The organism is Chryseobacterium sp. 27AL (assembly GCF_057815395.1).
This window is the reverse complement of record NZ_JBYRIW010000001.1, coordinates 407,907-432,459: the sequence shown is the minus strand read 5'-3', so window position 1 is coordinate 432,459 and position 24,553 is coordinate 407,907. Positions and strand designations below refer to the sequence as shown.

The 24,553-nt window shown below is 35.8% G+C and carries 20 protein-coding genes; 10 read left to right on the top strand and 10 right to left on the bottom strand.

The features are described 5' to 3' along the window. Positions 1–11 precede the first annotated feature (11 nt). From xylA to AC3WV0_RS01920, 3 genes are all read right to left on the bottom strand, one after another. A complete protein-coding gene (gene xylA, locus AC3WV0_RS01930) occupies positions 12–1,340 on the bottom strand; it encodes a xylose isomerase (protein ID WP_488843491.1) in 1,329 nt (442 codons plus the stop codon). 97 nt (positions 1,341–1,437) lie between these two features. Next, the gene (locus AC3WV0_RS01925) at positions 1,438–2,922 is read right to left on the bottom strand and encodes a xylulokinase (protein ID WP_488843489.1); all 1,485 of its coding nucleotides are present in this window, start codon (positions 2,920–2,922) and stop codon (positions 1,438–1,440) included. Positions 2,923–2,940: 18 nt separating this feature from the next. Further along, positions 2,941–3,666, bottom strand: a complete 726-nt coding sequence (locus AC3WV0_RS01920) for an NUDIX hydrolase (RefSeq protein WP_488843487.1) — start codon at positions 3,664–3,666, stop codon at positions 2,941–2,943. A 630-nt stretch (positions 3,667–4,296) separates the two neighbouring features. Between AC3WV0_RS01920 and AC3WV0_RS01915 the strand changes: the two genes are divergently transcribed. Then, positions 4,297–4,725: a hypothetical protein gene (locus AC3WV0_RS01915; RefSeq protein WP_488843485.1), complete on the top strand. Its 429-nt coding sequence runs from the start codon at positions 4,297–4,299 to the stop codon at positions 4,723–4,725. A 167-nt stretch (positions 4,726–4,892) separates the two neighbouring features. Here AC3WV0_RS01915 and AC3WV0_RS01910 read toward each other — a convergent pair whose 3' ends face one another. The 7 genes from AC3WV0_RS01910 to AC3WV0_RS01880 all read right to left on the bottom strand — a co-directional run bounded on the left by AC3WV0_RS01910 (position 4,893) and on the right by AC3WV0_RS01880 (position 12,952). After that, complete coding sequence (locus AC3WV0_RS01910; RefSeq protein WP_488843483.1) at positions 4,893–6,053, bottom strand: DegT/DnrJ/EryC1/StrS family aminotransferase; 1,161 nt, start codon at positions 6,051–6,053, stop codon at positions 4,893–4,895. Positions 6,054–6,069: 16 nt separating this feature from the next. Beyond that, complete coding sequence (locus AC3WV0_RS01905; protein ID WP_488843481.1) at positions 6,070–6,666, bottom strand: acetyltransferase; 597 nt, start codon at positions 6,664–6,666, stop codon at positions 6,070–6,072. 10 nt (positions 6,667–6,676) lie between these two features. Further along, positions 6,677–7,282 carry a sugar transferase gene (locus tag AC3WV0_RS01900; RefSeq protein ID WP_488843479.1) on the bottom strand — a complete coding sequence of 202 codons (606 nt, stop codon included), beginning with the start codon at positions 7,280–7,282 and terminating at the stop codon, positions 6,677–6,679. A 259-nt stretch (positions 7,283–7,541) separates the two neighbouring features. Further along, entirely contained in the window at positions 7,542–8,831 is a 1,290-nt protein-coding gene (locus AC3WV0_RS01895) for a nucleotide sugar dehydrogenase (protein ID WP_488843477.1), read from the bottom strand. 19 nt (positions 8,832–8,850) lie between these two features. Beyond that, positions 8,851–9,819 carry an SDR family oxidoreductase gene (locus AC3WV0_RS01890; protein ID WP_488843475.1) on the bottom strand — a complete coding sequence of 323 codons (969 nt, stop codon included), beginning with the start codon at positions 9,817–9,819 and terminating at the stop codon, positions 8,851–8,853. Continuing rightward, complete coding sequence (locus AC3WV0_RS01885) at positions 9,819–12,155, bottom strand: GumC family protein (RefSeq protein WP_488843473.1); 2,337 nt, start codon at positions 12,153–12,155, stop codon at positions 9,819–9,821. The genes AC3WV0_RS01890 and AC3WV0_RS01885 overlap by 1 nt, the downstream gene beginning before the upstream one ends. A gap of 8 nt (positions 12,156–12,163) precedes the next feature. Next, positions 12,164–12,952 (bottom strand): polysaccharide biosynthesis/export family protein, encoded by a 789-nt coding sequence (locus AC3WV0_RS01880; RefSeq protein WP_488843471.1) that lies wholly within the window; start codon positions 12,950–12,952, stop codon positions 12,164–12,166. A 922-nt stretch (positions 12,953–13,874) separates the two neighbouring features. Here AC3WV0_RS01880 and AC3WV0_RS01875 point away from each other — a divergent pair. The 9 genes from AC3WV0_RS01875 (at position 13,875) to AC3WV0_RS01835 (ending at position 24,398) form a co-directional block, all read left to right on the top strand. Then, entirely contained in the window at positions 13,875–14,705 is an 831-nt protein-coding gene (locus tag AC3WV0_RS01875) for a helix-turn-helix domain-containing protein (RefSeq protein WP_488843469.1), read from the top strand. Between the two features lie 53 nt (positions 14,706–14,758). Beyond that, on the top strand, positions 14,759–15,181 hold the full coding sequence (locus tag AC3WV0_RS01870; protein WP_488843467.1) for a hypothetical protein: 423 nt from the start codon (positions 14,759–14,761) through the stop codon (positions 15,179–15,181). A gap of 281 nt (positions 15,182–15,462) precedes the next feature. Then, complete coding sequence (locus AC3WV0_RS01865; protein ID WP_488843465.1) at positions 15,463–15,987, top strand: hypothetical protein; 525 nt, start codon at positions 15,463–15,465, stop codon at positions 15,985–15,987. Positions 15,988–16,073: 86 nt separating this feature from the next. Next, positions 16,074–16,883 (top strand): fimbrial biogenesis chaperone, encoded by an 810-nt coding sequence (locus AC3WV0_RS01860; RefSeq protein ID WP_488843463.1) that lies wholly within the window; start codon positions 16,074–16,076, stop codon positions 16,881–16,883. Further along, complete coding sequence (locus AC3WV0_RS01855) at positions 16,876–17,901, top strand: hypothetical protein (protein WP_488843461.1); 1,026 nt, start codon at positions 16,876–16,878, stop codon at positions 17,899–17,901. The genes AC3WV0_RS01860 and AC3WV0_RS01855 overlap by 8 nt, the downstream gene beginning before the upstream one ends. A 6-nt stretch (positions 17,902–17,907) precedes the next feature. Next, positions 17,908–20,703, top strand: coding sequence for a hypothetical protein (locus AC3WV0_RS01850; protein WP_488843459.1), 2,796 nt, complete (start codon positions 17,908–17,910; stop codon positions 20,701–20,703). 126 nt (positions 20,704–20,829) lie between these two features. Next, positions 20,830–21,189 (top strand): prevent-host-death protein, encoded by a 360-nt coding sequence (locus AC3WV0_RS01845; protein ID WP_488843457.1) that lies wholly within the window; start codon positions 20,830–20,832, stop codon positions 21,187–21,189. Between the two features lie 607 nt (positions 21,190–21,796). Next, positions 21,797–22,948, top strand: coding sequence for a porin (locus tag AC3WV0_RS01840; protein WP_488843455.1), 1,152 nt, complete (start codon positions 21,797–21,799; stop codon positions 22,946–22,948). Between the two features lie 19 nt (positions 22,949–22,967). Then, positions 22,968–24,398 (top strand): anion permease, encoded by a 1,431-nt coding sequence (locus AC3WV0_RS01835; RefSeq protein WP_488843453.1) that lies wholly within the window; start codon positions 22,968–22,970, stop codon positions 24,396–24,398. The last annotated feature ends 155 nt before the right edge of the window (positions 24,399–24,553 follow it).

Here is a 24,553-nt window from a genome sequence, read left to right as displayed (position 1 = left end):
CATTTTTTTTGTTAGATATACATATTCACAATAGCTTCAAACAATTCCTGTTTGCCGCTTTTTGGCTGAGGTTCCCCGATTTCATGTGCTATTCTCTGAAGATCTTCCAATGAAAGATTTCCTTCTTCGAATGCCTTCCCGTTTCCGTTGTCAAAAGAAGCGTAGCGATCTGTTCTTAATTTTTTATAATCTGAATTTTCGAGGATATCAGCTGCTGCCAGAAGTCCTTTTGCAAATACATCCATTCCCGAAATGTGAGAAATGAATAAATCTTCAGGATCAATAGAATTTCTTCTGATTTTAGCATCAAAATTTACTCCTCCATTTCCTAAACCTCCTGCTGGAAGAAGTACAAGCCAAGCCTGAACCATCTCAAGGTAGTCCACCGGGAATTGGTCTGTATCCCAACCATTCTGATAATCTCCTCTGTTGGCATCAATGCTTCCTAAAAGTCCTGCATCAACAGCAACCTGAAGTTCGTGCTCAAAAGTATGACCTGCCAATGTAGCGTGGTTTACTTCGATATTTAATTTAAAATCTTTATCTAATCCGTAATGTCTCAGGAAGCCGATTACCGTTTCAGAATCGTAGTCGTACTGATGTTTTGTAGGCTCCATTGGCTTAGGCTCGATCAGGAAAGTTCCTTTAAATCCTTGCTGACGTGCATAATCTCTGGATATTGAAAGAAAACGTGCCAAATGATCTTTTTCACGCTTCATGTCAGTGTTCAGAAGGCTCATATATCCTTCTCTTCCACCCCAGAATACATAGTTTTCACCACCTAAAGCAATTGTCGCATCGATGGAGTTTTTTACCTGAGTTCCTGCGCAGGCAAGAACGTCAAAATTCGGGTTTGTAGATGCACCGTTCATGTATCTTTCATGAGTGAAAACGTTTGCTGTTCCCCATAAAAGTTTAATTCCTGTTTCAGCCTGCTTTTGTTTGGCATACTCTACAACTGTCTGAAGATTTTTTTCATAATCTTTCCAGTTATCTGCCGGATCTACCAAGTCGATGTCGTGGAAACAGTAGTAATTGAAGCCCATTTTAGACATAAATTCAAAACCGGCATCCATCTTGTGCATCGCTCTTGTAACGGCGTCATTTCCGATATCCCAAGGATGATGAATCGTAGGTCCTCCGAATGGATCGCTTCCGTTTGCACATAAGGTATGCCACCATGCCATTGCAAAGCGCGTCCAGTCTTTCATAGGCTTTCCCATGACAATTTTTTCAGCATCATAATAGCGGAATGCCATTGGGTTTCTGCTTTCCTTTCCTTCAAATTTAATCTTGTCGATACCTGTAAAAAACTCTTTCGTACCTGTTAAAGTGTTCATATTTTATATTTATTTTATTTTAAAGTTTGCGTAGTCATTCCCTTCTCACTGATTTCTGAAGTCAGTAAGTGTATGGATATTTTCCGCTGAATTGTTTCTAGATTATTTCATTAAGATGATGTTTCCATCTTGTGTAGGCTTCCAGATATTGTTCTTGTTTCTCGTGTTCAGGCTCTATCACTGCTATCTTTTCCAGTGATGAAAATGCTTCTTTGGAATCTGCATAAAATCCTATTCCTATTCCCGCAGCTCTTGCAGCTCCCACAGCTCCGTCGGTATCATAAAGTTCAATAACCGCATTGCTGACACTTGAAAGTGACTGACGAAAAATTGAACTTAAAAACATATTGGCATTTCCTGCACGAATCACCTGAATGTCCATCCCGATATTTCTCATGATGTTCATTCCGTATTCGTAAGAAAATACGATTCCTTCCTGCGCGGCACGCAGAATATCTCCTTTTGTATGGATATTAAAATTAATTCCGTGAATTGAGCAGTTGGTTTCTTTGTTTTCCAACACTCTTTCTGCACCGTTTCCGAAAGGTACGATGCTGAGACCTTTAGAACCTACGGGCGAAAGTGAAGCCAGCTCATTCATATCTCCGTATGAAGACAATGAAGTTGCAAAATTATGCTTCAGCCATGAATTTAAAATTCCTGTTCCGTTGATACACAGCAAAACGCCCAGTCGGATCTGTTCCGGTGTATAATTTACGTGAGCAAATGTATTCACTCTTGATAATTTATCGTATTCAAGCTGATCCAGCACTCCATATACAACTCCTGAAGTTCCGGCAGTGGAAGCAATTTCTCCCGGATTAAAAACATTCAGTGAAAGAGCGTTGTTTGGCTGATCTCCTGCTCTGTACGAAATCGGTGTACCTTCTTTTAAGCCTAATTCCTGAGCTGCAGCTGCAGAAACCGTAGCCTGAATTCCAAAAGTAGGAATAATCTCAGGGAAGAAACTTTTCGGAATTCCGTAATGGCCGATCACATCTTCCGAAATACAGTTGTTTTTAAAATCCCAGAAAATCCCTTCTGATAATCCTTCGATGGTCATTCCGATCTGCCCGGAAAGTCTCATGGCGATATAATCTCCCGGAAGCATTATTTTGTCAATCTTTTCAAAAATCTCCGGCTCATTTTCTTTTACCCATGCTAGTTTTGATGCGGTAAAATTTCCCGGTGAATTTAACAGATGAGATAAGCATTTTTCTTCTCCAATCTCTTTAAAGGCTTTTTCACCGTAAGGCACCGCACGGCTGTCACACCAGATGATTGATGGTCTGAGTAAATTCTGATCTTTATCTACCAGGATAAGACCGTGCATTTGCCATGTAATCCCAATTCCTTTGATATCTTCAGCATGTACTCCGGCTTCATGCATAACCGCTTCATGAGCAAGTTTCAGATTCGTCCACCAGTCGACAGGGTTCTGTTCTGCCCATCCGGGATTCACAGCGGTGATTTTCATTTCCTTTTTTGGGGAAAATTCTGAAGCAATCACTTTTCCGCTGGATGCCTCGATGAGACAAACTTTTACAGAAGAACTGCCGATATCATAGCCTAGTAAGTACATAATTTGTATAGAAGCGTGTTATTTGATTAGTTTAGTATTGTTTTTCTTGTAAATTTTAGCATCGAACTTATAATATCTTGCTGCCCGGTGCGATACATTTTTTTCAATTTCATCCAATGGCACAATGTAATTGAATGAGGATATTTTTTTATGAAAATTTTTAATATCAATATATTTTTCACTCAGCGCCGTGTAAAGCTGATACAGTTGCCTAATGGTAAATCTTTTCGGCAACAGCTCAAAAATAATGGAGAAATCTGTTTCGATCCATTTTCTGATTTCTACGAGCGATTCACTTATAATCTTATTGTGATCGAACGGCAGGTGCGGAACTTCATCAATCGGGAACCAATCTACGGTATCATATTTCGTACTGTTGATCTTATGGTCGATCTTACATAAAGAGAGGTAGGCTACCGTAATAATCCTGTCGATATCATGTTTGTACTCTTTGCCCATCCATTTGATATCATGTACATTATTGGCACGGCCAGGATCTGCAAAACACTTAAACTGTCTGAGAACCATTTTTTTGATTCCTGTCAATTCGTGAAGTACTCTTTGTGCAGCATCGTCTACATCTTCATCACTAAAAATAAGACTGCCGGGTAATTTTCTCTGTCTTTCCAAAGGTACCTCATCCACATGTCGCTGAACCAATAAAATGTTTAAGCGGTTTTCGTGATCAAATCCGAATACTACACAATCTACAGATACGTACGTATGAATAAAGTTGGGGCTCATTTAATTGTTAACATTTATGTAACATCACAAATATAAAAATTCAATCGAATAAAAAAAATAAATTTACTCCTACAACCTACATATCAGCCATTTACATATCGATTTTTTATGATAACAATTGCATATTAATTATGATAAGGTTATCATTAAATATACACTTATTAAGATCATAAAATGTGAGTTTACAACATCTTGTAAAAAAAATATCGGAAAAATTTAATTGAAAATATCATGCAAAATACTATGATAAGAAAGCTTAAAAAAAAGATTAACTTTTTTATTAAAAAGTGTAAAAAAAACACTTTTTAGCATTAAAATTCCTTAAAATTTTGATTTTTTCTTTACCATTTTTATATGCAAGACCTAGAATTTGTACCAAAAAGGAAATATGAATAAAAAACTGAATTAATTTTATGATAACCAAAAATTAAATAAATTGAAAGAGGTTTTCTATTTAAACAGATTATAAATTCAACAATATTAACATACTGGAAGCTTTAAATAAAACAACCAATGAAAACAAATATTTCTGTAATATGTTACCATTAGAGAGTATTAATTTTTATTTAAGATTTGCACCAATGGCACAACTTCTGATATAGCAATGGTAATCACTTAAATCAAAATACTATGTCTATAAAAATACAAGTTGCCCTGTGTACAGATTGTAACGGCTACTATTCTTCGGCTCCTTTGGAAAAAAAAGATATCTTTCACCCTGAAATTACCGACCATTATTTTTATCACGGTGAGCCAAGGTTCACTTTAGACATTAATGGTTTTGAAAAATTTAAGAAATTAGAAAATACCGAAATTAAGGTTATGGATCTTGATGAGCACAGAGCTCAAGATCATTTACACTGTCATTGCTTAAAGAAAAAAGCTGCTTCAAAAAAGAAATATGCTTACAGTGCTTCAAAAAAGGAAAAAAACATTCCTATGATAGAAAAGATTGATGCAGAAACAGATATTTATTTTAAAGATCTTTACTATACATACAATAACTTCCATGGCATAAGTGCCAATAATTACAGTAATTCCAACAGGAAATATCACTAAATTACAAAAATAATATATAGAGAAAAGCAGGAATAGATTAAATTATTCCTGCTTTTATATTTTTTGGTTAGTATTATTTTGTTTAAATATCGTTTATCAGTCTTATGATAACGTGTGGTATAGGTGTGAATTATTTGCGAATAACATCAATTATTCAATGGTATCAATTAGTGAGATATCAAGTGACTTTTCTTGTTAGTGAGAACACTAAGCATAACTTTCTCAATTCTGCTTCTGTCATTATCCGTAAGGTTTGATCCGGAAGGAAGGCACAGACTCGTTTCAAAAAGTTTTTCGGCAAAATCACCTCCGTAATAAGGAGCATCTTTGAAAACAGGCTGCATATGCATTGGTTTCCATATTGGTCTTGATTCAATTTTATCTTCTAAAAATGCAAGACGAAGATCTTCTCTGTTTTTTGATGCTAATTTTTCATCTATTGTAATAACAGACAGCCAATGGTTACTGTAGAAATCGCTGTTGGGTTCACAAAATACTTCTACACCCTCCAGATCTTTGGAAATTTCAGTATAAAAATCATGCATCCTTCTACGTCCTTCTACTCTGGTGTTCAGCACTTCCATCTGACCTCTTCCTATGCCTGCAGATACATTACTCATTCTATAGTTGTATCCAATTTCTGAATGCTGGTAATGCGGCGCTTTATCTCTTGCCTGGGTTGATAAAAATACAGCCCTTTCCTTGTCTTGCTGGGAATGACAAACCAATGCACCTCCACCGGAAGTAGTTATGATTTTATTACCATTAAAAGACAAAATACTAAATCGTCCGAAAGTCCCACAAGCTCTACCTTTGTATTTAGAACCCAGCGATTCTGCTGCATCTTCAATCAAAGGAATATCAAATTCAGAACATATTGCTAAAATTTCGTCCATTTTTGCAGGCATACCGTAAAGGTTAACGGCAATAATTGCTTTTGGTTTTTTATTTTTGGCGATTCTGTCTTCAACGGCTTCCCTTAAAGCCACCGGACAGATATTCCAAGTATCTTTCTCTGAATCTACGAAAACAGGAGTTGCACCAAGATATACGATAGGATTGGCAGATGCTGAAAATGTAAGTGACTGACAGATCACTTCATCACCATATCCTACATTGCATTCAATCAATGCAAGATGCAGAGCAGCTGTTCCTGATGATAATGCTGCAACTTTTACTTTCTGATTCAGAAATTTTTCCAGATCAGTTTCAAAGCCGTTTACATTAGGTCCCAAAGGAGCAATCCAATTTGTATCAAATGCTTCGTTGATATATTTGATTTCATTTCCACCCATATGTGGGGATGAAAGCCATACCTCAATGTTCATAATTTTACTTTTTTGTTTATAATTCGGTTATTTTTATAATTTTGCCAGGATTTCCTACTACTGTTGAGCCATCAGGTATATCATTGATAATGACAGCCCCGGCACCAATGGTACACCATTTTCCAATTCTTATCCCCTGTATGATACATGCCCCAATTCCTATATGAGTTCCTTCCCCTACATATACACTACCACCCAAAGCTGCATTAGGAGAAATATGCACGAAGTCTTCCAAAACACAGTCATGATCAATAGAAGAATTTGTATTAATAATACAATGTTTTCCTACATTTACAGAAGCATTTATGGTAACTCCGGCCATAACAACACCTCCCTCTTCAATATGTGTCCTTTTTGAAACTGATGATTTCGGATGAAGTAACTTCATATAATTAAATAACGTGTTTTCTTCAACTATATTCTTTCTTATCCTGTTGTTTCCTATTGAAATTATTACATCTATATGTTTTGGTGGTGGATTGTGATATACAGTATAATTCAGTAGTTCATTTTTAGATAGATCCATATCTATATAAGCTTCAATATTATAACCACTTTCTTCTGCAATTTCAGCAACTACCTTGCCATGACCGCTTGCTCCGTATAAATACATTGTTATATTTTTAATTACTTCCGTTAAAAACCTCTGTCGTTGCCTGCCCCTCTTTATTAATACCTTCTTTTTTAAAAACTTTTTTAAGAGTTAGAAATATTATTTTACAATCCATCATAAAAGACAAATGATCAATATACCAGACATCCAGCTCAAATTTCTTTGACCACGAGATTGCATTTCTGCCATTCACCTGAGCCCATCCGGTAATCCCCGGGCGAACCTCATGTCTTCGTTTTTGGGATTCATTATATAAAGACAGGTATTGTGGTAGCAAAGGGCGTGGACCTATCAGTGACATATCTCCTTTCAGCACATTTATAAGCTGGGGAATCTCGTCAAGGGAGGTCTGCCGGATGAAGCTCCCAATGGATGTCAGTCTTTGAGCATCAGGAAGTAAATTGCCGTGAGTGTCCTTTTTATCAGTCATTGTCTTAAACTTAATGATATTAAAAAATTTCTCATTAAGTCCGGGTCTTGTCTGAAAAAAGAACGGTTTACCATCATTTTGAAAATACAGGACAATCAGAACGATAATAAAGACCGGTGATAATACAATCAAACCTATAAAAGCGACTATAAAATCAATTATCCGTTTAAATACATTTTTATACATCTATATTTTCTTTGAGAATGCTTTACCTTATTTTATAATCTATTCTAGATTACACTGCTCACAATACAATTATAACACATTAATTCCAATGGTATAAAATGCAATCTCAGGGAAGAACAAAATGCACCCTAGAGACTAATTGTTATTGAGTGATTGCTATTCTGATATCAATATCATGTAACATAAATATTTATAGTTAATAAAACATCTCATATTATCTGTTACAATTATTTGTGGACTAAAGATATATTGAAGTGTATTACAGTCTAGAATCACATTCTTGCAGAATTCCTTTTACATCATAAATTACTCCATCGTCTTTCAAGTAATCATCGAGGTTGAGATTAATGAATTCATTATGAGCCACAGTAAGAATGATCGCGTCAAATTTCTTATCTGGGATTTCATTAACTACTTCAAGGTTATATTCATGCTCAACTTCTTCAGGATTTGCCCAAGGATCAAACGTCGTAACTTTTAATGAATAATCTTCCAGACCGTGAATCACATCTACTGCCTTAGTATTACGCACATCCGGACAATTTTCTTTAAAAGTTATTCCTAAATTTAAAACTTCCGCACCGTTGACGTTAAGATTTTTCTTAATCATACATTTTACAAGCTGCGAAGCTACATATTGCCCCATAGAATCATTTAAACGACGTCCTGCCAAAATAATTTCCGGATGATATCCATTTTCCTGAGCTTTCTGTGCAAGATAATAAGGGTCTACTCCTATACAATGCCCCCCGACAAGTCCCGGCTTAAATGGTAAGAAATTCCATTTCGTTCCTGCTGCCTTGAGTACTTCATGGGTGTCAATTTCAAGAAGGTTAAAAATTTTTGCCAATTCATTCACAAAAGCAATATTAATATCTCTCTGGGAATTTTCGATAACTTTGGCAGCCTCAGCTACTTTAATGGTTGGCGCAAGGTGTGTTCCTGCTACAATCACCGACTTATAAAGATTATTTACTATCTCCCCGATCTCAGGGGTAGAACCTGAAGTCACCTTTAGAATTTTCTCTACCGTATGCTCTTTATCTCCAGGGTTAATACGTTCCGGTGAATATCCTGCAAAGAAATCTTCGTTGAATTTCATGCCCGAAACACGCTCCAGAACCGGGATGCATTCTTCTTCCGTTACTCCAGGATATACTGTTGATTCATAAATAACAATATCTCCTTTTGAAAGTACTTTTGCTACTGTTTCTGATGATTTATAAAGTGGCGTAAGATCCGGACGGTTATGTTTATCCACCGGTGTTGGTACGGTAACTACGTAAATATTAGCATTCTGAATGTCTTTCAGGTCGTCAGACGCAAAGAAACCTTTTTCCTCTTTATCAAAAGGATTCTCATGAACAAGAACTGACTTGAGAATATCACTTTCAACCTCTAATGTGCTGTCATTTCCAGATCTTAATTCTTCGATTCTGTTTTTATTAATATCAAATCCTACAACCGAATATTTTGTTGCGAATAGACGCGCCAATGGCAGTCCTACATATCCTAGGCCAATAACAGCAATTTTATATTGTTTTTCCACAAGATTATCTTTTTATTGTTTATTTTAAATTTTCCCAATACCAGCTAATTGCTTCTTTCAATCCTTTTTCAATTGGATGAGTCGGGTTGTATCCGAGAAGATTCTTAGCTTTATCTATAGAAGCCAGTGAATGCGGAATGTCTCCTACACGGTTGGGTCCATGTACGATTTCAACATCAGCGATCTCAGGATCGTATTCGCTTAAATATTTTTTAATATATGTTACCAGGTCATTTAATGTAGTACGGTCACCTACCGCTGTATTGTATACTGTATTGATGGCTTCCGGATTCTCGGTAAGCATCGCCAGTTCGTTCATCTGGATTACATTATCAATATAGGTAAAATCCCTTGAATAATCACCTGCTCCGTTGATCTTGGGTGAATGGTGATTCATAAGCTGTTTCACAAATAGAGGAATTACTGCAGCGTACGTTCCGTTTGGATCCTGTCTACGGCCAAAAACATTGAAATATCTTAAGCCAATGCATTCTATTCCATATGTTTTAGCAAAAACGTCTGCATACAACTCATTTACATACTTTGTTATGGCATAAGGAGATAATGGCCTTCCTATCACCTCTTCCACTTTCGGAAGTGCTACAGAATCACCATATGTTGAAGATGATGCGGCATATACAAAACGTTTCACTTTCGCATCCCTTGAAGCAACAAGCATGTTCAAAAATCCTGACACATTAACATCATTGCTGGTAATGGGATCATTGATAGATCTCGGAACCGAGCCCAATGCCGCTTGATGTAATACATAATCTGCATCTTCTACTGCAGTTCTGCAGACCTCCAGATCACAGATGCTTCCTTCAATCAGTTTATAATTCGGATTTTTTAAAAAAGACTCAATATTATGTCTATGTCCTGTCGAAAAATTATCCAGACATACCACTTCGAAGCCTTTATTCAAAAAATACTCCGTAAGGTTGGAGCCTATAAACCCTGCTCCTCCCGTAATCAAAATTTTATCCATTATGACTTAAAAAATTTATTCCACCACTTTTTCTTATTCTTGTCTTGGCTATACCCATAACCATAGCTGTAATTATATCCATAACCTCCGTCACGTTTCTTAACGTCATTTACCACGAAGGATACATTAGAAAGTTTTCTGTCTCTCACCAGATCATTTGCAAAATCGATGAGAATATTTTTCGATTCGCCCGACCGTACTACATATAAGGTAGCATCCGCAACATCTGCAATACTAAGGGTATCTGAAACCAGCATCAGAGGCGCCGAGTCAATAATGATATAAGCATATCTTGAAGCCATCTGCTCAATCAGTTTTTGGTATCTTCCATTAGAAAGCAGTTCCTGAGGATTGGGAGGAATAGTGCCTGCATAGATTACATCACAATAAGGGTTAGTATAAGAATTATGGATTAGTTCATCAACACTTACCGATTCATCATATAAAAATTCTGTCAGACCCTTTCTTTTTATTGGTTCAGAATCGTATCTCTGAATCTGTGGATTTCGGATATCTGATCCTATCAATAGTGCTCTTCCGTTTTTATTACCGATCGTTAAAGCGAGATTAACAGACACAAGAGTCTTTCCTTCGCCTTTTACTGAAGAGGTAACCATAATAATCTTTGCAGAATCTTTTTTCGGCAATACAAATTTAAGATTTGAAACCAAAACTCTAAATGATTCTGCCAGCTCAGAAAAGTCATTTTTCTGTACCAGATGATTGTCATTGTCTTTTAATGAAGGTACATCTACCAAAACACCAAGACTAGATCTTTCTTTAATATCTTCTCTACTGTAAATTTTATCATCTAAAATAAAAATTAAATAAAAGATGGCAAAAGGAATCAATAAGCCAAGTAAAACCGCTCCTAACAGAATGAGATTTTTTTTTGGAGAAACCGGTTCATCTTCAGTAAATGCAGGATTTACAATTTTTGCTTTAGGAACATCAACCGATAAGTTGATTGCATTCTCTTCTCTTTTTTGAAGAAGAAATAAGAAAAGTTGTTCTTTAAGGTTTTGTTGGCGCTCTATTCCCCTGTAGATTTTAGATTGTCCCGGAACCTTTTCTATCATCGTATTACTTGTGGTAATCTGATTTTGCAATTGTGAAATGGTGGCTTTTACTACATCTTTTTGCTCACGGATATTATCCCTGATAATATCTTTTAATGTTGCAATTTCCCGGTTCATTTCTATCACTGCGGGGTTTTCATTCGTTGCCTGTTTCAGCGTTTTGTTTCTGCTGATGAGCAATTGATTATATTGTGCAATAGACTGCTCAAGTGATGGGTTAAGGCCTAAATTAGAAGGCATGAGCTGATTATTCCCTTTCGAAGCCTCAGTCGTCAGAGAATTCAAAAGATCAAGCTGCGCCTGTTGTTGAAGTAAAGCTTTGGTATTTTCGCTTGTATTTTGCATAGCCAATTCAGCTTGCGCCTGCAAGTCAACAATACGATTACGGTTTTGGAAGTCTTCTTTCTGATTTTCTACCCCTGTAAGATCTCGTGTTATAACCTCCAGTCGCTTATCGATAAATTTCTGTGTATTTTCAGCTTGCAGATTTTTATCCTTCTGCCCGTCCAGATTATACTGACGCGTAACCTCATTAAGAATCGTTTCTGATTTTTCAGGAACTGTGCCTATAAGGCTAATGTCCATCAACATGGCTTTCTCATCCGGCAAATCGACCTGAATTGTTTTCTCAAGTTTCTTTACTTTTTCAATCGGGTTCCAAAAAACAATTTTATATCCTGGTTTAACCTCATATTCTGGATTTCTGGTTAACACTACAACCCCAAAATCCAACTTTAAAGGAATATTAAATTTTCCTAGAAATTTAACATTATTATGTTCATTTACAAGAGTAAAGTCATTTGCAGAAATCTTAGTAAGATGATATTCTGAAGATACAAATTTATTATCAAAGGTTACAATTTTTCCCGCCACAGGAACTTTACTAAAGAGCTGATTATCTTTAATTTCTCCCGTATTATAATACTCTACATTCAGATTAAGATTATTTACCACTTGCGTCAATATGGGTCTGGATGTGACAACGGCTGCTTCACTTTTCAGCTCGTCGGAATTTCCAAGACCAATCCCAAGATTACTCAGATCAGAAAGAGCTGAAGTAAGATCATTTTCTTTTTTATCAAACTTTAACGTTGTTTTTGTCTGATATTTTGGAACGCTATATCTTAGATAAGCAAAAGCAATTAATAAAAATATCAATACCGACACTAAAAACCAAGGCCATTTATAGAGGTATTTTGTAATCACTCTCCTTAAATCTATTTTTTCTTCATTTTCCAGAAGTTCTATCTGTTGCATATTTACGGTTATCTTTTTAAAGCAATAATTAAGGTAGCTACGGTTACTAATGTACCAATAATTTGGAAAGTAAGGGCTCTGTTTGGATTTGAATTTGCTTGAATCTGTTTATTATGATCAGGTTGCACGTATAATATATCGTTTTGCTTCATATAGTAATATGGCGAGTTTACAATGTCCGATCTGGTAAGATCAAGATTAACGACTTCATCACTGCCTTCGTCTGTTGTTCTAATAAGCTTAACGTGTGTCCGATCACCAAAATCCGTCATATCTCCTGCAAGGCCAAGTGCCTGGAATACATTAATCTTCTGGGAAACGCTTTCCTTCTGTCCTGGCTGTTTTACTTCACCTAAAATACTGACATTAAAGTTTTTCAATGTAATTGTTACTAAAGGATCAGTAAGATATCTTTTCAGGCGGGATTCAAGATCCTGTTTCAACTGTATCTGTGTCATTCCTTTAGTATACACATCTCCTAATACAGGAAAATTGATGTAACCATCTGAATTCACAAGATATTCGCTAGGTTGTACATACTGATTCATTGCTGTTCCGCTTTCACTGCCTACTTTATTGGCAGTATTAAGGTTAAAAGGTTTCACCGCTGCTTCATCCAGCGCAGAAACAAGGATAAGAAGAACATCTCCCTCCTGTATGTGCAGGCCCTGAAATTTGGCTCTGGCAACTTCTTCTTGCATATTGTCTTTAGACATATACACCATATTCTGCTTGGGTTTGCACGATAGTAATGTAATTGATATCAGTAATAGATACGTAATGATATTTTTATCCATAGTTATTTAATCTGCTAAAGTTAGCACTCTGCTTTTAAAAAGAGCTAAATTATTTTTTAAAGTTATAATATATATGTGTAAACTCAATTTTAATTGTAATTTTTTTTAATGCTTTCCTATAGCAATTTTTTTGCCGAAATACTGTTATTTAAAAAATTATTCCCGTACCACATGGAATCGTCAGATTATCAGTATAATTAAATATCATTATTTTTTTGTTAATTATTATTACTTAAATTGAAGCTTTGAATTTATATCAAATCTTCCTTTAATACACTAAATAATAAAATTCAATTTATCAACCATGCAAAATCATTTATTGAATATTTTATATACATTTAAAATGATATTTATAATTGAAAAAAAATAATCTGGGAAAAGGGATGTTTTCAACTAATGGAGTATATATTTAAAAATATAAAACAGTACTAAAAAATTATCAGAATAATAGTTGAAAACCTATTCCAGTATATACTCTAACTTTCCCATGTTAAAATTTTATTTCTTTCCAAAAGGCTATTAAAGTTCCACACACTATTTTATTTAGATATAATATGATTTCGGCGCGCCAAAGATAATAAATTATGAATACAATAACTACAATTAACTCTTACTTTAGGGAATCATTATTAATAACTGTTACGCATATAAATATCATTAAACAATGATAAAAAAAGCAACACCCTGATAATCTGATCAAATATTTTTAATAACAAATTTCAAAAATAAAGTCGAATTATGTCCCTTAAAGTTTATACTTAAAAAATTACAGAAGATCATTTTCACATTCATAACACTTATTAAATAAGAATAAATACTACATATTTTAATACTTTTATAGAATTATATCTAATAGAATAATATCAATATAACCTTCGCAAAAAATTATCTTAGCGCGCTATTAATTCTATAGAAACATAATATGTATATTATTACAAATCAGTTAAAAGAAAATGGGTTCAGTGTTAATCGTTTAGATCAAATTATCAAAAGAAACAATAACAACCGGAAATTCAATACACTGGAATATTTTTGCATCTATATTATTATGGAAGACACCCGGTTGAAAGTAGAAGATAATATATATGAAATTTCAGAAGGAAATATTGTATTTGTAGGTCCGCATAAAAATGTTGAATTTGGCAATACACCAGGCTACGACACTTTCCTTATTGTTTTTTCATCGAGTTTCTATGAAAGATCAATAAAAGACAGCTTATTCTTAAACTCCCAGTTATTCTTTAATTATAGTTCTGATATTTTTATCGCACCTTTTATTAACATCGAACAGATGCGGGTGGTTTTTATGGAAAGAATGGAAAATTTCAGGCGGAAGGACAAAAGTCTGTACGTTTCAGCGGCTCATAATGCAATAGAGCGACTCATTCTTGATGCTTTTCTTCATATTCCCACCGAAGAAGTGAAAAAAGATATAAAATTTGATTATCTTTATTGTGTGAATAAATTTAAAGTTCTTCTGCAGAGAGATTATAAAAAGGCAAAAAAAGTTTCTCATTATGCCAGCGAACTAAGTATCACCCCCAGAAAACTGACTGAAATGACCGAATATGTATTAGGTAAAAGCGCAAAACATGTTATTATTGAGAAACTTATCAGTGAATCTAAAAAGATGCTGACCTATACAAATCTTACGATTTCTCAGATCGCGTACGAGTTGGGATTCAGTGATGAAGGTAACTTCACAAACTTTTTTAAAAAACATACAGAAAAAAATCCTTCAGAGATGAGATAATTAAAAAATATTTGTATATTTGATTATGTAACCACACGGTGATAAATCAGGATATGTATACCAAATATTTTTATATTGTGTTTTGTCTTCTTGCTTTCACTTTCTTCCGTGCCCAAAACGACGGAACGACCTTAAATGTGCGGTTATACCCGGTTCAGACGCTTGCCATTAACACAGCAACAACCGATCCTGGCAAAAGTAATAATGACCAGGAATCAAGATCTGTCATCATATCAAGTCCATCAGGATTTGAGGTAAAGATGCTGCAAAATGTGTATAATGAGTCAGCAGGATTTAAAGATATTGACTATGAGAAACTATCCCGGGAAAAAGATAAAGTTCACAACCTTATTAAATATAAAAAAGGAGTGATTGAAAAAATATTTGAAATTAGTCATCATGCAAAAAGCATTAAAAAAAATAACACCTCAACAGCCGATCAGGAGTATTATGTTTTAACAATGATGTCTAATTAAATAAATTTAATAAAAAAAATACAGATTTAAACTTTTATTAATTTAACACCCATAATTAATTAATGATTATTTAATTTTAAAATAATCGTTTTTATGGAGTTATTTCCATTTTCATAAATATCTTTTATTGAATTGTCAATAAAAGAACTCTTCTATATCGCTTATTCTCAGCGACAAAAATCACAAAAGATTCGTATTTTTTCACAATAACTCTAACAAATCAACTCAATACATTTGCATCATAATTTTTGAATTAAATATTAAAAACAAATAATCGTATTATGAAAAAGTGTATTTTAGCTTCATTTGCTTTGTTAGGGTTCGCAGCAATGAAGGCACAACAAACTGTTACTTTAAACGTTAGATTAAAACCAATCCAAACTTTAGTGGTTAACAATTCACAAAAAATTGTAAACTTAGACTACGTTACTAAAGATGACTATGCTAATGGTGTATCATCCCTTAATCCTGACCACTTGAGTATTTATAGTACCGGAGGATTCCAGGTGAAAGTAAAAGCTGCTAACTCGGCTTTACAAAACGGAAATAAAAGCATTCAGGCTAATACAATTCGGATTAAAGCCAGCGCAGGTACTGATGGCCTAAACGGAGCACAATATGCCCAAAATGCTACTTTATCTGCAAACGAAACTAATTTAGTAACTTCAACTTTAGGAGGTGTTGACAGGAAAATCAATATCGAATACAAAGGTGCAGGTGCTAATGCCTATCTAAATAAATATATTGCAGGACAAGATCCTACGGTATATACTACTGAACTTACCTACACTATTATTGCACAATAATAAGATAATGTAGATTATAATCAAAATAGAATGCTACAAGTAATTTGTGGCATTTTTTTTCTGCTGTCACAGTCTTTACTTTTACAATGAACAAGACCCACCCACTCCATTTTATTTTAGCTTTTTTTCTGGTTTCTTTTTTTTCAATGATTCAGGCACAGACCGGTATTTCGGTTTCGCCTCCGAGGCTGTATTTTGAATCAACCGTAGGAAACAGTAATACACAGAAAGTAACAGTTACCAACGTGAGTGCAAAAAACTCTTTGGATTTGGCCATAAGCCTTGGTGACTGGGAATACAATGAGAAGGGTGAAAACATTATGTCCGCAGCCAATAGCCTGAAAATATCCTGCGCAGGATGGATAAGTGTAAAAAAAGAAGACAATTATTTTACATTAGGACCTGGAGAAAGAAGGGATATTGATATTACCATAACAGTTCCCAGTAAACTATCAGATACATTGGAAGCGCATACTGCAGTTTTATATGTGAACCAGATGAATCCTGTGGATGATGTGGACAGCAAAGGTGCGAAGATAAAAGTAAGTATCCGGTCAGGAATAAAGATATTTCATAAAATTCCTTCAGCCAAAACAAAAAAAATAGAAATACAGAATCTGACTTTTGAGAAATCTAAAAAGCAGCTGAACCTGTTTTTCGAAAATGAAGGAAATATATGGACAGACGGTAAGGTTCTCACAGATCTTGTCAATATGGAAAATGGCAAAAAAGTGTCTATTGACCCTATCGTATTTTATACCATGCCGGGTAATAAAAGAGAGATGGATATTTCTCTTCCCGAAGATCTTCCGAAAGGAAAATATACAGCATCCGTAATGATTGATTACGGTGATAATAACCTTGAACTCGGCGAGTTAAATTTTATGTATGATTAAAACACTCTCACTCGTACTGTTGTTAGCAGGGCAGTTTTTATATTCACAGATTTCTTATTATTCGTGGATCAATAGCTACCTGCAAATCAATTCTTACGATGGAAATACTAATCCCGATGCCTACACCGCGATGTTGAGTGGAAACGGTAATTTTAATGTTCCGTCCTGGCGTTTGTCTGTAAAGCTCAAGCAGCCAATAAAATCTACCGACGGAAATTATACCATACCGGGAAATAAAATATCCCTGCATCCTGTATCATCTTCGGGCCAGGCTTATCCCAATCCGGTACCTACCATTCCGCAAATCGGCATGCCATTAAATGTCATTTTGCAGGAAGGCCAGGAAGTTTTTTTGGTTCCTAGTTCCAATGCACCGTTGTATAACCAGCCAAGCCAGCCTAACGGATATTACAATTTACAGATTAAATTCAGCCTTACAGTAATGGGCGGAGCTTATCTTGGAAGTTATCCTGCCTGGATGAAATTTTACGCACCTGTAGAATTTACAGTATACGATCAGTACAATAATGTTATCGGTAAAATGGATCATACTTTTGAGCTTCAGATCGGTACACTTTCCGGAATTCCTCCTACGGATATTCCTGAATTGTCACTGACCTTTGCTCCAAGCGCACAAAATGCACTGTTGGAATTCAAAAGCATGGACGATTATACCAACGGAGTCAGTGTAACATATAATAATGCGCTCATTGTGAAAAGCAATACGAATTACCAAATCAAACTGAAATCATTACAATCTCAGTTTACCTCTTCTTTTGGTAATACAATTCCTGTAGATGCCGTAAAAATGGTTCTTTCCTCTACAACGGCCAATACAAACGTGTTTCCTATTTCATTGAGCCCATTATACCAACTGGTTGCCAAAGGAAATGCTACCCAGGGTAACACGGTGTATTATGACGTAAAATATTCAACCACCCATAATGATGAAATCTTCATCAGTGCAAAATCAGATGACTATTCAGCTACTCTTCAGTACGAGATAACACCTCAATAAAAACTAATGCCTTTTAACCATTTTCGGAGAATCATCGTATTTTTCATTTTTTTCATTTCATCACTGGCTTTTGCACAAACCAGTGACGGCCTCAGCATGGATATCCGTGAGGAATCCGATATAGGAATGGACCGTATTATAAGTACTATTGTTGAAATCAAAAACAACTCTCAAAGCAATTTTAAAGGAAAACTAAACATTACCGTTCCCACCGGCTTCAGAAATATTTCAGGAAATACCTCGGAAATTGAGATTTCATCAGGAGGAAATATTTATCTGCCGATAAAGGTTCTTATCAACAGCAATGCCGGTTTTGGTGAAAGTAAAATTGATTTTAACCTTGTCAACCTTGAGAATAAGATTTTATTGACTAAAACAATCACTCATCATATTGCCGAAAACAACTCGATGGCGATCAGTACGGATACTCCCGTTATCTATATGAGTAATGTCAATGACTCTATAGAAGTTCGGGCAAGAGTTTCAAATCTGGGGAACAAAAGACAGAATGTCACGATCGTTTTTAAAATTCCGGAAGCAGATCAGGGAAATTTTTTTGTGGAAAAGAAAGGAAGTATTGCCGTTCAGAAAGATTCGGTATTTATCTATAGATTCAGACCTTCAAATAATCTGACAAGGACTCCACAGTTCAATGTAAATATTGTAGGCTTCAGAGAACCCGACAAAGAAATATTCGGGAACAGCTATGTTTCTATTCAGAATAATTCTTCTATGCAACGGTATCAGTCTTTAGACAATAATAATCTCGGCTACACAAAAAACAGCATTACAGCAAGTTACCGCTATCTGGGAAGAGAATCTTTTCTGTATCAGCTCATCGGTTCCGGAGGTTTCAATCTTCCGTCCGGATATGTTTTTATAAGGGGAAATATCTATAAGACCAATGGTCCGGAAGATCCTGTGGTAAACAATACTTTCATAACATATAAGAGAGAAAAAAGTGAGTTTACCCTGGGAAATATCAGTAAAATTATAGAACTTTCACTGTACGGAAGAGGCGCCGAATATGCCTTTACTTCTTCTGATAAAAATAAAAAACTGGAATTCGGGTTTATAGATCAGAGTTTCAGTCTTATTGAAAGAACGTCTTTCCTGAAGTTAGGATATGGTTTCTACGTCCGCGGAACATTGGGAGCTAGCAATGCAAGCCGTAATATATCAGCAGCATATATCTTTAAAAATGATCCTTTTGAAAAGGCGAAGCATAATTTATTGGGAACCGATTTTCAGTATGTTTTTAATAAAGAATGGAAGATCAGCGGGAAATTATTCAGCGGAATGAGTACCTATGAAAGCATTAATATTACAAAACCGTCAGGAGCTTTAGAAACGGAGTATTCTGGGATTATCAACAAGATCAATCTCAGCGGAAATTATTCTTTCAGCAGCAATTATTATCCGGGCAACCAGAGAGGGATTTTCCAGTTGCAGCAAAATATTTCCAGCAGCATATTTAAGGATAATTCCATTTATGCCAATGTCATGATTTCTAACTTTTCCCCTAAATTTTATTTTTACAATAATAATTTAGAAACCAACAGCAACAGAGTGGAAACGGGATTCAATTTTCCTAAAAGAAAGAATTTCGGTCTGGGAATCAGCCTGCAATATCAGAATGAAAATTCAAATACATACAACACTTTTTTCGGACTTACAGAAAGTAAAGATTTGAAAGAAATGACCGCCAAAAGGCTGATTGAGCGTGTAAGCTGGTCGAGCACAAACAGAAAGCATTCATCCATAGTAGGTATCGAAACAGGATTGGTAAATTATCCGGATTCTGAAAAAAATCAGTACCAGATGAAGCTTACCGGAACCTATGCTTACAAATGGCTTAATTTCCAGCTTATTTATCAGTACGGAAGCTATTATCTTTCCGAATATGCTTTCTCAAAATTACTGGGCATTAACAATACTTACGAAAAAACATCGGCCTCAGCATTTATAACCAATAGAATGCTGAAAGGAAAGCTGAGCATCAATTCGGGGTTATCTTATACTGATGACACACTTTACGGAAAGTCTCCATCCGGATTTGTCAATGTAAAATATTCTAAAGAACGGTATGGCTTTTATCTCAATTCATCATGGTTCAATTATTCCATGAATAATTTTAGCAACAATCTTTTTACCATAGAGGCGGGTGTCACCATCAATTTACGAAGCAATAATCTGGATCCGGGGAAGAAAAGCAATATTAAAGCCTTTGTTTATTACGATCACAATGACAACAATATCTATGATGAAGGTGACGAAAAAGCATCGGGATACATTATTATGCTTAATAATATTTCATTTAAAACCGATGAGAACGGAACAATTGAATACCGCGCCATTCCTTACAACAAATACACGCTAAGGCAGGTTATCCAGCAGGGATGGTCTTATGATGAAATGGAGTTTGATGTAAATACCCATCAGCATTTGCTGCAGATCCCTTTGCACCAGAATGGCACTGTACAAGGTAAAGTAATGTATGAGTATGATACCAAAACAGCTCTTGAATTTGAACCTAAATCCGGAGGAATTGCTTTTGATATCTATAAAGATGAAAACCTCATAAGACATATCATCACGGATGACAATGGCGAGATCGTATCTTTCATAGAATCCGGTGAGTACAAAGTAAAACTGAACGAAAACTCATTGCCGTCTAATACCTATTGCGAAAATACGTTACAGGATTTTAAAGTGGTACAAGGAAAAATAAGCCAGCTTAATCCTTTTATTATAAAGGTAAAAGAAAAGAAAATCAGGGTTAAAAAATTCGACAGCAAATAATTTTAGCCCAAATTTAAATCCCCGGAAAGGAAGAATAAAAATAAATTGCAATAAATGGTATATTAGTTGATCTATTTATTTTGAATTTTTTCAGCTTCTGATTACATTTGTACTAAATTTAAATTTATGAATTATACGCTTGAGCTCAACACGCAAGAGTCTGGCTCTAATCTTGTCTTTAACACCATAAAGTTTGATACATTTAAGGTTAATATCATTGAAAGATATACCGGCAAAATGAATTTTAACGCCAAATTGTGTGAGGTTATTTTCAAGTTAAGAACACTGGATGATGAAATTATCAAAAGAAGGGACGGAAATCTGAGAGTAAAGATCAAAGATGAAAAGTTTGAAGATTATCTGCAATTATCAAGAGTCTTAAACTCTTACGATTATAAAAATAAACTGCTTAACAGAAAAGAAGCTGATCAAAACTATATCCACTTCATGTTAAGTTTGATTATCGCCAATTACGAGTTAAACTAATACCGTCTGTATTGGGTTTGGTCAGTAAACGAGATGACTGTCATTATTTGCATCATGCAGTATATACATCATTACCTCATCAGTGGCTAAACTCAAATACAGCCTTACCGGTTAATTTTACAAATGGATAAACCTTCTGACAGTAGAGAGTTTATTTATTATTATATTTACTTTATTTACTTTACCAAGCTTATCTTAATTTGTGGCTTACCTTTCCCTATAAACTGTTATTTCATGAATAGTTTTAAGTCTGATGTTAAAAACATTAAATATTTATCATAATAAAACCATTAATTGCGAAATAATTTCTTTAATTTTATTTCAAGATTAAAAGATTTATTAATAATAATCTTACAACATCACACAAAATGCTATATCATGAAAAACTATCACCTAACTTTGTTAAAGGTGCTATACCATTTGCGCCATGCATTCATTCTAAAACCTATACCAAGGTCAGTCACAAAAGTTTACAAACACCATCATTGCTGCCAGTACAATTACTTTCAAACATATCAATGAAAAGCTAATCCAAGTTTAAAGGTATCAAAAACCTTTAATTTTAGGATTACAGTAATTCAACCATCATTTCACCAAACACAATATTATGGCTTTTCATACCCAAAAGGCTGCACTGCCTTTGTTTTTGATACTTTTCAGCATGGCATCTGCTCAGAAGCCTGATTCTTTATACATTAATCCGGAAAAGGAAGAAGTAAAATATCCACAACTCCAGATCAAAGGATTGTTCCAGGCCCGTTATCTGATAGGAATGAGTAAAGATGTAGATGTAAATGGCCTTCATCACTCCGATCACAGCGGTACGGATAACAATTTCATGATCAAATATATGCGGGTTCAGCTTCGTGCACAGATCAGTAAACGTACAGAAGTTGTGGTGCTTGCCAATCTCGCCGATTTTAAGAATGATCCCAAATCAAGAGTGCTGGAAAATGCGTATTTAAAATACACATTCAATCCTAAGCTTGCTTTTACCGTAGGACAGTTCCGTCCATGGTTTGGGATTGAAGAGACCTATCCTATCGACATTATCAAATCGCTGGACTGGTCCAACCAATATACAGAGTTTGGAAAACTGGGCTGGACAAGCTTTCAAATAGGACTTTCCGCAACCGGACAGCTCAAACTGGGAGAAATGCCTTTTCAGTATGCAGTATCAGTGGTTAATGGCAATGGTAAAAACCAGATTAATGACAATGACAACGGTAAACAATATTCAACCCGGCTCGTATTCGGTCTGTCGGAAAAATACAATTTAAATTTGGGTTTAAATGGCGGCTACGGCGAAGTTTTAGGTAAAAAAGTATATGCCGTTGGACTCGATCTGAGTTCGCTCATCAAATTTGATCCCAGGTGGAGTCTGGATATGCAGCTTGAAGCTAAACAGGCAACAAATCATGTCCTTTACTTTGCTGCCGATCCCGAAACCAGACCTCAGAATCCCGACGAATATTTAATCCGGGGAGCTTACTTTCTCCCTAACATACGCTATGAAATCAACCACCGGAACCTGAGTGCTTTTGAGCTTTCCTGCCGCTATGAATATTTAGACACCAATTTCAGATTAAATTCAAATCCGAGGCAAACCATTACCCCGATGTTTGGCCTTGAATTCCTCAAAAATTACGGTGCACGGATTCAGCTGGGAATGCAGCTTGACCGCTATAAATATCAGGTAGAAAATACAACTCAGTACAACAATAATCTCTTTATTATTCAGGTTCAGAGCAGATTCTAACACATTAAATCCAATTATCATGAAAGAAATAAACATTAAAAATGTAGCGATCACTTTTGCAGTGGCACTCATCATTTGGTTTATCCCTGTGCCGGAAGGGGTCAGCGAGAATGCATGGCATCTTTTCGCGATATTTGCAGCCACTATTTTAGGGATCATCCTAAAAGCAGCTCCAATGGGCACGATGTGTATGATGGCCGTGGCTTTTACTGCACTGACACAGGTTGTAGCTCCCGGAGATGCAGGAAAATCAATCACCAAAGCACTTTCCGGTTTTGGAGATAAAGTAATTTGGCTGATCGGAATATCATTCTTTATAGCCAGAGGTTTCATTAAAACAGGACTGGGTAACCGCATAGCCTTTTTATTTATCAGAATTTTTGGTAAAAGTTCACTGGGATTAGCTTACGGACTTGGATTAGCCGACGTCTGTCTTGCCCCTGCAATACCGAGTAATACGGCAAGAGGTGGCGGTATCATTTACCCGATTATGAAATCGATGGCGGGTAGCTTCGGCTCCGTACCTGAAAAACCTGAAACTCACAGAAAGCTGGGTTCTTATTTAACCTTAAACAGTTACTACATGAACCTCATCTCGTCTTCCATGTTCCTGACCGGAACAGCCAGTAACCCGATGTGTCAGAAATTTGCTGCCAATCTGGGCGTTAATATTACCTGGATGTCCTGGGCTGCCGCAGGTTTTATTCCTGGAGTAGCAGCTTTTTTTATCGTTCCCTTGGTGTTGTATAAACTGTACCCGCCAGAATTAAAGAAAACAGGCGATGCTCCGAGAATGGCCGCGGAAAAATTAAAAGAAATGGGTCCTATCACAAAAAACGAATGGCTGATGCTGCTGGCCTTTTTCATATTATTAGCACTCTGGATTTTTGGAGGAAGTCTTTCCATTGATGCTACCACTACAGCATTCATCGGACTTACTTTACTGTTGCTCACTTCAGTGCTGACCTGGGAAGATGTAAAATCTGAAAAGGGCGCCTGGGATACGATTGTCTGGTTTGCCGTTCTGGTGATGATGGCAAGTTCGTTAAATGAATTAGGATTCATCGGCTGGTTCAGCAATCTGATCAAAGCTGAAATTAGCGAAATGACCTGGACGGTAGCATTTCCGGTGATTATTCTTGTCTATTTTTTCAGTCACTATATTTTTGCGAGTGCCACAGCGCATGTTGCAGCCATGTATGCCGCGTTGCTGAGCGTTGGTATTGCAGTCGGAATTCCTCCGATGCTGCTGGCGATGATGCTTGGTTTCCTGGGATCCATTTATGGGGTGCTGACTCATTACGGTCACGGCCCAGCACCGGTATTTTTTGGTAGCGGATATGTAGATCTTAAATCCTGGTGGCTGCGCGGCCTGGAAATAGGAATCGTTCTCCTTATTATTTACATGGGACTTGGCGGAATCTGGATGAAAGTGTTAGGATATTATTAATGATAAAAGTAACTCACTGAATAATTTCTTACTAATCTTAGTAAAAGTATGCCTAATATTCCGCACGTAAGTGTGCGTCGCTTAGCCTGCTATGGAGTCCCCACTTAGCTCCCTAAGTGACACCCACTTAGCCGCCTAAGTGTCATCCACTTGAA